The organism is Allobosea sp. 117 (genome assembly GCF_000702305.1).
Classification (GTDB): Bacteria; Pseudomonadota; Alphaproteobacteria; order Rhizobiales; family Xanthobacteraceae; genus Ancylobacter.
The window spans coordinates 224650-236637 of the sequence record NZ_JNLC01000014.1 but is presented as its reverse complement, the minus strand read 5'-3'; the positions used below and the strand labels follow the sequence as shown (position 1 = coordinate 236637).

Below are 11988 nucleotides of genomic sequence, written 5' to 3'. Positions count from 1 at the left end.
GGGCGATTATCATTGGAAAAACAACAGTCGAGGGTGGAATGATCGAGCCGCTGCGCACGCGAAAGCTCGCGGAGACCATTGCCGAGCACATCGAGCGGATGATCCTCGAAGGTGTGCTGCGGCCGGGCGAGAAGCTCGCCGGCGAGCGCGACCTCGCCGAGCGGCTGGAGGTTTCCCGCCCCTCGCTGCGCGACGCGATCCAGCTTCTGGAGATGCGGGGGCTTCTGGTGACCAGCCGCGACGGTACCCGGGTAACGCAATTCCTCTCGCCGCTGACCGACCCGCTCGCCGGCCTGCTGCAGTCCAATGAGCGGGTGACCGCCGACTATTTCGAGTATCGCGAGGCGGTCGAGGCCAAGGCGGCGGGGCTTGCCGCCGTCCGCGCCACCGAGCCCGAGCGCGCCGCCATACGCGAATGCCTGACCGAGATGGAGCGGGCGCACGCGTCGGGCGACCTCACCAAGGAAGCGCAGTCGGACATCGAGCTGCACCGCCTCATCTACGAGGCCTCGCACAACCTCGTCATCCTGCACGTCATGCGCGCCTTCTCGGACATGCTCCGGCGGGACATCTTCTTCAGCCGTACCAGCCTGTTTGCCAGCGACGAGTTCCGCGACGCGCTGCTCGCCCAGCACACCGCCATCGGCGTCGCCATCGTCGAGGGGAAGAGCGCCGAGGCGGAGGAGGCAACGCGCGCGCATCTGCGCTACACGATGGATGCGGTGGAGGCCTTCCGCCGCGACGAGGAGCGCATCGACCTCGCCGTCCGCCGCCTCAACAGGAACACGCTGATCGCCGGGTAGTGCTGGGCACCCCGCCTTCTCCACGCGCGCCGTCATCCTGAGGTGCCCCGGCCAGCGGCTGGGCCTCGAAGGATGCTCACCTCGGGCGCCCGGACCGGCATCCTTCGAGGCTCGCGTGCCGCGAGCGCCTCAGGATGACGAGGCTCGTCGAGGGCAGGGGGCAGGGGGCAGGCAGGGGTATATCGCCGGTCGGGCGGCGGTTCGCCCCGGCACCCCGCCTCCTTCCATCCCTGCCGTCATCCTGAGGTGCCCGGCGTCAGCCGGGCCTCGAAGGATGGTCAGTCTTCAGCGGCGCTCCGACCGCGCGCGGTCGGCCGCTTGGCGAACAGTCTGACGGCGTTCCAGTCGCCGCCGGCCAGCGCCTCCTTCTTGGCGCGGCTCCATCCTTTCAGCTTGCGCTCGGCCGCGATCGCGTCGGTGATGCGTTCGAAGTGCTCCGACCAGAGCAGGGTCACCGGGCGTCTCTTGAACGTATAGCCGGGGTGCGCGCCGCTCTGGTGTTCCGTCACGCGTTTTTCGAGATCCGAGCCGGTGGCGGAGCCGACATAGAAGGAGCCGTCCGCGCAGCGGAGCATGTAGACGAATGCGCCCATGCGGGCGGCTCCTCTGAACCATCTTTCGAGGCCCGGCCGGTGGCCGGGCACCTCAGGATGACGTGGCACTGGCGGGGAGCAAAATGGAATAAGGCCGACGTGCTCGCCAGCGGACACCTGCACTCGGACGCATCCCCGCGCGGGGATTCTGATGTGCCCTCATGCCGCCGCGCCTCAAGAATGCCCGCCTCGCGCGCCCGGAGGACCATCCTTCGAGGCCCGGCTGGCGCCGGGCACCTCAGGATGACGTGGCGCTGGCGGGGAGCAAAGTGGAAGAGGCCGGTTGGCCTCCCGACGGAAGAGCCACGGTTCGCCGAGCACCCGACCGCAATCACGCCGTCATCTGAGGTGCCCGGCCACCGGCCGGGCCTCGAAGGATGGTCGAAGCCGAGCAACTCCAGCGGCCCGTCAAGGAACCTTCCCGCCGTTCCGGGGCTTTCTTCCCTAAAGGCAGCGCCCGGCGCTGCAGGAGGAAGGCCATGGGTTCGCTTGGTTTTGGTTCGCCTGGTTTCGGTTCGACTGGCTTTCGCTTGCTCGATGTCTCGCGGCGCGTGCTGACGGGCGGGCCGGTCGCCGCCGCGCTCGCGCTGCTGTTCTTCATGCCCGCGCTGGCGCAGAACCAGACGCCGGAGCAGGGCGACGCGTCGGCCGGGCGGATGGTGTTCAACAATGCCTGCCGCACCTGCCATACGCTCAAGGAGGGCGACAACCGGCTCGGTCCGAGCCTCGCCGGCGTCCTGGACCGCAAGGCAGGAAGCCTGACCGGCTACGTATTCTCCGATGCCATGAAAAATGCCGGCCTCACCTGGGACAGCGCGACGCTCGACCGCTTCATCGCCGATCCGCAGGCCGTCGTGCCGGGCAACAACATGAAGCCCTATTCCGGCATGACCGACACCAAGGACCGCGCCGACCTCATCGCCTTCCTCGCTAGCGGAGGCGGAACGTAAGGGGGGCGGCGCCTTCAGCCGGCTCGATCGGCCCCGCCCCTGCGCGTTTGCCCTGGCGCACCGTCATCCTGAGGTACCCGCCGTCGCCGGGCTCGAAGGACGTCCGCCCCGCGCCCCACGAACCATCCTTCGAGGCTCGACCTGCGGCCGAGCACCTCAGGATGACGTGGCGCATGCAGGATAACGTGGCTCGTGGAGGGGGCGCCCGCCGTCAGCCCGCCGCGCGCTGGCCGGCGAACTGACCGCGATAGCCGTTGTTCGGCACACCGAGCGTCTGCTCGAGGATGAGCTGGCACACCTTCATGCCGGCCCGCAGGCGGATCGGGCGCGGCCCGAGATTGATGATCTCGAGCTGGATGCGCCCGGTCGAGCCGGCATGGATGGTCGGCGCGGTGAGATGCACGATCAGGCCGATGCGGGCGAGCGAGCTCTTGCCCTCGACGCGGGCGGCGAGGCGGGCGGTGGGCTTGAGGTCGACCCGCTCGCAGGTCCAGCCGAGCACCAGCCGGCCCGGATCGAGCACGAAGCCCTCCGCGCCGATCTCGATGTCGTCGGTCATCGCGCCGATCGCCTCGCGGAAGCTGTAGCCGGGGCCGGCCGGATCGATCACCGGGTCCTCGCCGGGGGCGGGGGCGCGGTAGAGCGTCATCCGCGCGTCGAGCGTCAGGTCCACGCCGTTCGGCGCATAGGCCTCCTCGGGCGGCGGCGGCGCGATGGAAAGCGCGCCCTCGGCGATGGCGGCGCGGATATCGCCGTCGGTCAGGATCAAAGCCGTCGGCCCTCCAGGAAGATCAGCCCAGCAGCGAAATCGGTAACACGCTTTCCCCGGCCGGGAAACGACGGCCCGCTTCGCAATTGAGCACGTGCAGCATTGCAACGGCCGGGCTATTGAGCGGATGCAGCAGAATGCCGATTGTTGGTATCGATATGAAGCGGCCGCCCGACAGCCGGGTGGTGCCGCGCTTCCGTCCGAAGAGAGTGCCCCCCAGATGACCGACCGTCCGAAGCTTCTTGGCATTTCCGGCAGCCTGCGCGCCGGCTCCTTTTCCACCGCCCTGCTGGAGGCGCTGCGCAAGGCGCTGGCGCCGAAGGCCGACCTCACCGTCTACCGCCTCAATGGCGTGCCGCTCTACAACCAGGACGAGGACACCGCGACCCCGCCGGAAGCCGCGGCGGCGCTGCGCGCGGCCATCGCCGCGGCGGACGGCATCATCTTCGCCTCGCCCGAATATAATTACGGCACCTCCGGCGCCATGAAGAACGCCATCGACTGGGGCTCGCGGCCCTATGCCAAGGGCGCGCTGATCGGCAAGCCGGCGCTCATCGTCACCTCCTCGCCGGGCTCGACAGGCGGCATCCGCGCCCAGGCCCAACTGCGCGAGTCGCTGTCCGCGACCGGCGCGCGCGTGGTCAGCTATCCGCACCTCGCCGTCCCCGGCGTCGGCGAGAAGGTGAAGGACGGCGCCTTCACCGACGAGAAGACGGCCGGCTTCCTGCTCGGCGGCGTCGACGCGCTGCTCGCCGAGATCGCGCTGCTGGCCAAGGCCAGGGGCTGAACGGCCGGCGACCGCGCCCGTGCCTTCGCGGTATGGGCGCGGCCCGTCCGCCCGCGGTCAGATGCCCTGGCCGCCGGACACCTCGATGCGCTGGGCGTTGATCCAGCGATTATCCGCCGACAGCAGGTTCGCGATCATCGGCCCGATGTCGTCGGGCACGCCGACCCGGCCGAGCGCGGTCATCTGCGCGAACTGGCGGTTGAGGTCGGGCGTGTCGCGCACCGCGCCGCCGAGGAAATCGGTCTCGATCGCCCCCGGCGCGACCGTGTTGACCGCGATGCCGCGGCTTCCCAGCTCCTTCGCCAGATAGACGCTCAGCACCTCGACCGCGCCCTTGGCCGCCGCATAGGCGGCGAAGCCGGGGGCGGCGACGCGGGTGAGGCCCGAGGACAGGTTCACGATGCGCCCGCCATCGGCGATGAGCGGCAGCAATGCCTGGGTCAGGAAGAACACGCCCTTGAAATGGACGCCGACCAGACGGTCGAACTGCGCCTCCGTGGTGTCGGCGATCGGCGCGTAGTCGCCGTGCCCGGCATTGTTGACGAGGCTGTCGAAGCTCTCGCGGTCCCATGTCTCGCGCAGCGCCGCCTTGAGGCGCTGGGCGAAGCCGGCGAAGCTGCCGACATCGGCGGTGTCGAGCTGCAGCGCGACGGCCTTGCGGCCCATTGCCTGAATCTCGGCGAGGACGGCCTCGGCATCCGCCGAGCGGCTGTGATAGGTGATGACGACATCGCCGCCGCGGCGGGCGATGCTGAGCGCCGTGTTGCGGCCGAGGCCGCGGCTGGCACCGGTGATGAGCGTGATCTTCGTCATGTCCGCCTCCTGATGTTGTGGCGGGCTCGTTATGCCGTCGCGGCGGCGGCCATTGTTGCCGGAACCGCGCCGCTTCTTGCCTGATCCTCCAGAACAGGTGCGGAGCGGGCCAAACGGGGCTAGTCTCGCGCCATGACAGAGCTGCTCGATCGCGTCCGCCGCCACGCCGAGGCCCATTCCGACGAGGCCGGCATCGCCCGCACCCCGATTCCGGGGCTCTTCACCGTGCGCGCAGCCGCCGCGAGCGGCCTGATCTACGACATCTCCCGCCCGCTCGCCTGCCTCGTCCTGCAGGGCGGCAAGCATGTCGCCATGGGCCGGCAGGGCTTCGATTTCGGCGCCGGGGAATTGCTGGTGATCACGGCGGACGTGCCGACCGTGAGCCGGATCACCCGCGCCAGTCCTGCCGTGCCCTATCTCTCGCTGGTGCTGGAGCTGAGCCCGGCCATCGTGGCCGAGCTCTCGGGACGCATGCAGGCGGCGCAGATCGCGGCGCGGAGCGAATGCGACCTCGCGCCGGTGCGCGTCGAGCCGACCGAGGCGGAGGTCGCCGATGTCGCGCTGCGGCTGATGCGGCTGCTGGACCGACCGGCCTCCATTCCGGTGCTGGGCGACCAACTGGTGCGCGAGATGCACTACTGGCTGCTTGCCGGCCGGCACGGCGCGGCGATCCGGCGTCTCGGCTGGCCGGACGGGCAGGCGGAGCGGATCGGCCGCGCCGTCGCGGTGCTGCGGGCCGAGTTCGCGAGGCCCCTGCCGGTGGAGCGGCTGGCGGCGACGGCCGGCATGAGCCCGTCCGCCTTCCACCAGCATTTCCGCGCCGTGACCTCGCTCTCGCCGCTGCAGTTCCAGAAGCAGCTCCGCCTCATCGAGGCGCGCCGGATGATGATGGCGGAAGGCGCCCCGGCGAGCCGGGCGGCCTTCGCGGTGGGCTATGAGAGCGTGCCGCAGTTCACCCGTGAATATGGCCGCCTGTTCGGCCTGCCGCCGGTCCGCGACGTGAAGGCGGCGCGCGGCCCGGCTCAGGCGGCGTGAGCCGGCTCCGTGCGGGTCGCGTCGGGGGCGGGATAACCGGCGCCGTGCCGTGCCGCCGGGCCGCGCCATCATGTAGGCTCCCCCACGGCAACAGGGAGTCGGCGTGATGATGCGGCGCGAGGCGGAACGGGGCGGTCACGGACGCAAGGGCGCGAGAGCGCGGGCCGGCATGCGTGCCACGCTCCTCGCGCTGCTTCCCGCCGCTGTCCTCTGGGGCGCCGGCGCCCGTGCCGAACCTGTTCCGGCTGAGCGGGTGACCGCCGCGCTGCCGGCGCTGGCCGAGATGGCCCGCAAGGCGGTGAGCGACGGTGGCGTGCCGGGGCTCGCCATCGTGGTGGTGCATGACGACAGGGTCGTGTTCCTCGAGGGCTTCGGCCTGCGCGAGGCCGGCAGGCAGGAGCGCGTCGACGCCGACACCGTGTTCCAGCTCGCCTCGATGTCGAAGCCGATCTCCTCCACCGTGGTGGCCGCGCTGGTCAGCGACAAGGTGGTGGACTGGGGCTCGCGCGTCGCCGAGCTCGATCCGACCTTCCAGCTCCATGATGCCTATCCGAGCCAGCAGGTGACGGTGCGCGATCTCTTCGCCCACCGCTCCGGGCTGCCGGGCGATGCCGGTAACGAGCTGGAAGGGCTCGGCTACGACCGCGCGACGATCCTCGATCGGCTGCGGCTCGTGCCGCCGTCCTCCAGCTTCCGCGCCGGCTATTCCTATTCGAATTTCGGCCTCACCGCGGGGGCCGTCGCCGCCGCGACGCCGACCGGCAAGCCGTGGGAGGAGGTGGCGCAGGAGAAGCTCTATCGTCGCCTCGGCATGGCGGCGACCTCCTCGCGCTACGCCGATTTCATCGCGAAGGACGACCGTGCCGAGCTGCACGTCAGGGTCGACGGCACATGGGCGGCGAAGCTCAAGCGCATGCCGGACGCGCAGGCCCCCGCCGGCGGCGTCTCCTCCAGCGCCCGCGACCTCGGCCAGTGGATGCGGCTCGAACTGGCGCAGGGCCTGTTCGGCGGCCAGCGGCTGATCGCCGAGGACGCGCTTGCCGCCACCCACCAGCCGCTGATGGCGCGCGGCCGCAACCCGGTCACCGGCGCGGCCTCGTTCTACGGGCTCGGCTGGAACGTCGAGTTCGACCGCCACGGCGTGAGCTGGGGCCATGCCGGGGCCTTCAGCCTCGGCGCGCGCACGCTGGTGACGCTCTATCCCGACAGCAATATCGGCATCGTCGTGCTCGCCAACGCCTTCCCGACCGGCGTGCCGGAGGGGCTGGCGTCGAGCTTCTTCGACCTCGTCTTCGAGGGTAAGGTGACGCGCGATTGGATCCCCGCCTGGGACGCCGCCTATGCCGGCCTGTTCGGTCCGGCCATCGAGGCGGCGCAGAAGACCTACGGCGCGCCGCCGAAGGACGCCGCCCCGGCGCTGCCGGCCTCCGCCTATGCCGGGCGCTACGCCAACGCCTATATCGGCCCGGCCGAGATCGTCGCGACCGGCGGCGGCGCGGTGGCTTCGGCGGGCGGCGGGGGCGCGGCGCTGGAGCTGCGGCTGGGCCCGGACGGCAAGGCGCGCTTCCCGCTCACCCATTTCGCCCGCGATGTCTTCACCTATCGCCCGGCCCCCGAGATGCCCGAGCTGCCGGTCGGCGTCAGCTTCGCCATCGGCCCGGACGGGCGGGCGGCGAGCGTGACCATCGAGGACCTGGACGGGTTCGGGCTGGGTACGCTGGAACGGGTGGAGTAGGGCGGGCGGCACCCTCCTGCCCGCGCCAATCACCCTCCGATGCCGCCGGAACGACCACATCGGAATGCCGGTGGGGTTTGAGGCGGAGAAGGCTCGGCGCGCCCCGCCAACGCATGGTTGTGATGGCTCTTGACGGCGCCCTGAAGTCGCGAACTATAATTTCCTTTGCGTCATCTAAGTGGTCCTGACGCTGCGTTCTCAAAAACGACTGCGTGAACAAGTACGATTTTCATCGATACTTATCATTTTCTTGGAGGATGCGCCATGATGCAGCAAAGGCTGGAGGCAGCTGAAAGCCTCGTCAATGAAGGTACTTGCGTGATCTCGGCGGACTACGGATCGATTCTTGCCGCCGTCAAGGATGCCGTGGAGAGCGGCAGGAGCGCCACCTTCTACGTCTCGGCGGAGACGGCCAGGAGGATCAACGAATGGTACTGGACGCCGGAGCGCAAGAAGGAGCTCAGGGTCGAGGATATTTCTCCTGAGGAGAAGGCTAGGATCGAGAAGGAGCTGGGGCTGCGGGACGCCCTTGTCTTTTCCAATCGAACGCCTTGCGAGAAATGCGGAAATATCTACGGAGCCTTCGAGTTCCTGCAGCAGGGCCTTCAGGAGCACGGCCGCAGCACCGTCGAAGCCGTCATGGCCATGCGGAATGTGGCGCTTATCCGCGTCAACCCGACCGAGGTGGCGGTCTGTCCCAATTGCTCGGAGAAGATCACGCGCGGCGGCAAGCTGGTGGAAGGGCGCATCGTCGGCGGCACCGAGGTTCCCCATTACTATGGGGGCACCCGGGCCTATGCGGGCTGTTGCCGGGGCGGGCAACTGATGTGACCGGCGCAGGGCCGGTCGATCCTTGACGACTTCATCCCGTTCGGTCGGCGCGCCGATCCGGCATCGCGCGCCGACAGTCCTAAGCGGTCCCCGATCTCTCTGTCGTCCTTCTGCTCGGGAGCGATGGGTGTGCTTCGGTCCACTCTCTCCGAACGACGCATAAGGACAATTATCCCTGTATAGGAATTTTATCCTTGACAGCGTGACGCTGCCGGGGTAGCTTTCCTCCATGCTCCACGATTGCGTCTGACGGGCTGCGGCCTTCGACGCGGGGCTTCCCGCAATTCTCGCCGGCCGTATGGGCCGGCTTTCACCTGGCGGAGGCGGCATGGCCCGGCCCGGTCGCGGCGTTTCGCCGGCGGCGCTGATCGAGGCGCGCCGGCTCTATGAGGAAAGCGGCCTGTCGGTCGCCAGCATCGCGGCGCTGCTCGGCGTGCACAGGACCACGGTCAACTATCACGCACGGAAACGCGGCTGGCAGCGAGCCGAGGCGGTCCGCCGCGCCCCACGCCCGCTGCCGCCGCCGCGCGACAGCCGGGCGACGCCCGCGCCGGCCATCGCGACCTTCCCGGATGCCACCGCGACGGCGCTGGCGATGCTGGCGCGCGGCGAGCTGGTGGCGCGCCTCGCCCGGCGGATCGAGCAGGAAATCGCCGCCGTGGAGCGGCTCGTCGCCCGCACGATGCGCGAAGGCGAGGCCGACGGCGCCGCCGAGACCGAGCGCACCGCCCGCACCCTCGCGGTGCTGGTGCGCACCCTGCGCGAGCTTTCCGCGCTGGAGCGCGCCAATGCCGACGCCGCGCAGGACGAGGACGGGCCCCGTGACGCTGACGCCTACCGACGCGAGCTTGCGGCAACTCTTGAGCGCCTGCTGGCAGGCGGGGCAGGGTGAGGAGCTGATCGCCGCGCTGAGCCCCGGCCTCGCGCAATGGCTGCTGCGTCACTGGCCGCTGCTCGGCCGGGCCTCGCAGACGCCGCCCGATCTGGCGCAGGGCGGCGGCGACTGGACCACCTGGCTGCTGCTCGGCGGGCGCGGTGCCGGCAAGACCCGCGCCGGCGCCGAATGGGTGCGCGCTCTCGCGACACGCGGGCAGGCAAGGCGCATCGCCCTCGTCGCCGAGAGCCTCGCCGATCTGCGCGAGGTGATGGTGGAAGGCGTCTCCGGCCTTCTCGCCGTGCATCCGCGCCATGAGCGCCCGCGCTGGGAGCCGACCCGCCGCCGGCTGGAATGGCCGAACGGCGCGATCGCCCAAGGATTCTCGGCCGACGATCCGGAAAGCCTGCGCGGCCCGCAATTCGACGCCGCCTGGTGCGACGAGCTCGCCAAATGGCGCTATGCGGAAGCCGCCTTCGACATGCTGCAGTTCGGCCTGCGCCTCGGCGCCCGGCCGCGCCAGATGGTGACCACCACGCCGCGCCCGACCGCTTTGCTGCGCCGCCTGCTCGCCGACCCTGCCTGCGCGGTGACGCGCATGGCGACCGCCGAGAACGCCGTGCACCTCGCCCCGACCTTCCTCGAGGGCGTGGTCGGCCGCTATGCCGGAACAAGGCTCGGCCGGCAGGAGCTGGACGGCGAGATCATCGAGGACAGGCCCGACGCGCTGTGGAACCGCGCGCTGATCGAGGCCGGGCGCGAGAGTGCGGCCCCGCCCCTTGTCCGCATCGTGGTGGCGGTCGACCCGCCGGCCTCGTCGCGCAAGGGCGCGGATGCCTGCGGGCTGATCGCCGCCGGCATCGACCGCGAGGGCGTCGTCCATGTGCTGGCCGACGACAGCGCGCCGGGCCTCACCCCGAATGGCTGGGGCGGGCGGGCGCTGGCGCTCTACCGCCGGCTGGAGGCCGACCACGTCGTCGTCGAGATCAACCAGGGCGGCGAGATGGTGCGCACCATACTGGCCGGGCTCGACCCGGACGTGCCGGTCGCCGAGGTGCGGGCGACACGCGGCAAGTGGCTGCGCGCCGAGCCGGTCGCCGCGCTCTACGAGCAGGGAAGGGTGCGCCACGCCGGCGCATTCCCGGCGCTGGAGGACGAGCTCTGCGACTTCGCCCCCGACGGCCTGTCGAACGGCCGCTCGCCCGACCGGCTCGACGCCCTCGTCTGGGCGGTGACCGCGCTTGCGCTCGGCCCAAAGGAGAGCGCGCCGCGGGTGAGAAGGGTGTGAGTTCAAGCAGGACGCCGTCATGGCCGGGCCTGTCCCGGCCATCTACGCCTTTCCGCGTTGCATCCGATGTCGGAGCGTGGATCCCCGGGTCAAGCCCGGGGATGACGGTGGGTACAGGGTGACGGCGGGAGGTGGGTATCGCCGAAGAGTTTTTGCTGGGTCCCGGATCGGCGCTGCGCGTTGCGCAGCTTGTCCGGGAAGCAAGCGTGTCCCGGACCAGTGACGGCGAAGCCGGAACGCCGATCCGGGACCCAGGAAAAACCCTTCGGCAATGTCCTTCAGCACCGCCCGGTGAGGCTGACGTCCTGGGCCATTCCGCGAGGATTCATGATCCCCCTTCGACTGCCCTTCCTGCCGCGTCGCCGCCCCGCGACCCCGCCCGACGCCAAGGCGTCGCGCACCGGAGCGCTGGTGGCGCTGCTCTCGGGCCACCGGCCGCGCTGGACGCCGCTCGATTATGCCGCGCTCGCCCGCGAGGGCTACCAGCGCAACGCGGTGGCGCATCGCTGCGTGCGCCTCGTCGCCGAGGCGGCCGGCTCGGTCGCCTTCAGCCTGACGGAGGGCGCCGCCGAGCACGCCTCCCATTCGCTGCTCGACCTGCTGGCGCGGCCCAATCCGCGCCTTGCCGGCGGCGCCTTCATCGAGGCGCTGGCCGCCCATCTGCTGCTCGCCGGCAACGCCTATGTCGAGGCGGTGGCTGTCGGCGGGCGGGTGCGCGAGCTGCATGTGCTGCGCCCGGACCGCATGCGCGTCGTCCCCGGCCCGGAAGGCTGGGCGGAGGCCTATGACTACACCCTCAGTGGGCGCGCCGTGCGCTTTTCGCAGGAGCCGGGCGAGGCGGGCATCCCGCCGATCCTGCACATCGCGCTGTTCAATCCGCTCGACGACCATTACGGCGCCCCGCCGCTCGCCGCCGCGCAGATGGCGCTCGACCTGCACAATGCCGCCGGCGCCTGGAACAAGGCGCTGCTGGACAATGCCGCGCGCCCCTCCGGCGCCCTCGTCTATGGCGGCGCGGCCAACCTCTCGGACGAGCAGTTCGAGCGGCTGAAGGAGGAGCTGGAGGGCAATTTCTCCGGCGCCGCCAATGCCGGCCGCCCGCTGCTGCTGGAAGGCGGGCTCGACTGGCGCCCGCTCTCGCTCTCGCCGAAGGAGATGGACTTCCTCGAAGCGAAGAACGCGGCGGCGCGGGAGATCGCGCTCGCCTTCGGCGTGCCGCCCATGCTGCTCGGCATTCCGGGAGATGCGACCTACGCCAACTACGCCGAGGCCAATCGCAGCCTGTGGCGCCAGACCGCGCTGCCGCTGGCGCGGCGCATCGGCGAGGCGCTGGCCGGCTGGCTGTCGCCCACCTTCGGGGAAACGCCGCTGCAACTCGTGCCCGACCTCGACGCCATCGAGGCGCTCGGCCCCGAACGCGAGGCGCTGTGGCGCCGGGTGAGCGAGGCCTCCTTCCTCACCGATGAGGAGAAGCGCCAGGCGGTCGGCTACGGGGTGTGAGGCAATTGTG

12 protein-coding genes are annotated in these 11988 nt (G+C 70.6%); 9 read left to right on the top strand and 3 right to left on the bottom strand.

Annotation, left to right across the window (positions count from 1 at the left end):
- The first annotated feature begins 38 nt into the window (after positions 1 to 38).
- Entirely contained in the window at positions 39 to 803 is a 765-nt protein-coding gene (locus tag U742_RS0114275; protein WP_029354150.1) for a FadR/GntR family transcriptional regulator, read from the top strand.
- Between the two features lie 278 nt (positions 804 to 1081).
- Here the strand turns inward: U742_RS0114275 and U742_RS0114270 are convergent, their stop codons facing one another.
- Positions 1082 to 1396, bottom strand: coding sequence for a GIY-YIG nuclease family protein (locus U742_RS0114270; RefSeq protein ID WP_029354147.1), 315 nt, complete (start codon positions 1394 to 1396; stop codon positions 1082 to 1084).
- A gap of 377 nt (positions 1397 to 1773) precedes the next feature.
- On the opposite strand from U742_RS0114270, the gene U742_RS23585 reads away from it, so the two are divergent.
- A complete protein-coding gene (locus tag U742_RS23585) occupies positions 1774 to 2346 on the top strand; it encodes a c-type cytochrome (protein ID WP_248310367.1) in 573 nt (190 codons plus the stop codon).
- 211 nt (positions 2347 to 2557) lie between these two features.
- Here the strand turns inward: U742_RS23585 and dcd are convergent, their stop codons facing one another.
- Positions 2558 to 3115 carry a dCTP deaminase gene (dcd, locus tag U742_RS0114260; protein ID WP_029354143.1) on the bottom strand — a complete coding sequence of 186 codons (558 nt, stop codon included), beginning with the start codon at positions 3113 to 3115 and terminating at the stop codon, positions 2558 to 2560.
- Between the two features lie 220 nt (positions 3116 to 3335).
- Here dcd and U742_RS0114255 point away from each other — a divergent pair, with 220 nt between their 5' ends.
- Positions 3336 to 3902 (top strand): NADPH-dependent FMN reductase, encoded by a 567-nt coding sequence (locus U742_RS0114255; RefSeq protein ID WP_029354141.1) that lies wholly within the window; start codon positions 3336 to 3338, stop codon positions 3900 to 3902.
- Between the two features lie 57 nt (positions 3903 to 3959).
- Here the strand turns inward: U742_RS0114255 and U742_RS0114250 are convergent, their stop codons facing one another.
- The gene (locus U742_RS0114250; RefSeq protein ID WP_029354139.1) at positions 3960 to 4715 is read right to left on the bottom strand and encodes an SDR family oxidoreductase; all 756 of its coding nucleotides are present in this window, start codon (positions 4713 to 4715) and stop codon (positions 3960 to 3962) included.
- 132 nt (positions 4716 to 4847) lie between these two features.
- On the opposite strand from U742_RS0114250, the gene U742_RS0114245 reads away from it, so the two are divergent.
- The 6 genes from U742_RS0114245 (at position 4848) to U742_RS0114220 (ending at position 11978) form a co-directional block, all read left to right on the top strand.
- Complete coding sequence (locus U742_RS0114245; protein WP_029354137.1) at positions 4848 to 5750, top strand: AraC family transcriptional regulator; 903 nt, start codon at positions 4848 to 4850, stop codon at positions 5748 to 5750.
- A gap of 169 nt (positions 5751 to 5919) precedes the next feature.
- Positions 5920 to 7485, top strand: a complete 1566-nt coding sequence (locus U742_RS0114240) for a serine hydrolase (RefSeq protein ID WP_029354135.1) — start codon at positions 5920 to 5922, stop codon at positions 7483 to 7485.
- Positions 7486 to 7749: 264 nt separating this feature from the next.
- Complete coding sequence (locus U742_RS0114235) at positions 7750 to 8316, top strand: hypothetical protein (protein WP_051661179.1); 567 nt, start codon at positions 7750 to 7752, stop codon at positions 8314 to 8316.
- A 328-nt stretch (positions 8317 to 8644) separates the two neighbouring features.
- Entirely contained in the window at positions 8645 to 9208 is a 564-nt protein-coding gene (locus tag U742_RS0114230; protein WP_029354131.1) for a terminase gpP N-terminus-related DNA-binding protein, read from the top strand.
- Between the two features lie 16 nt (positions 9209 to 9224).
- Positions 9225 to 10478: a DNA-packaging protein gene (locus U742_RS0114225; RefSeq protein ID WP_248310377.1), complete on the top strand. Its 1254-nt coding sequence runs from the start codon at positions 9225 to 9227 to the stop codon at positions 10476 to 10478.
- A 327-nt stretch (positions 10479 to 10805) separates the two neighbouring features.
- Positions 10806 to 11978, top strand: a complete 1173-nt coding sequence (locus U742_RS0114220) for a phage portal protein (protein WP_051661178.1) — start codon at positions 10806 to 10808, stop codon at positions 11976 to 11978.
- Positions 11979 to 11988: the final 10 nt, after the last annotated feature.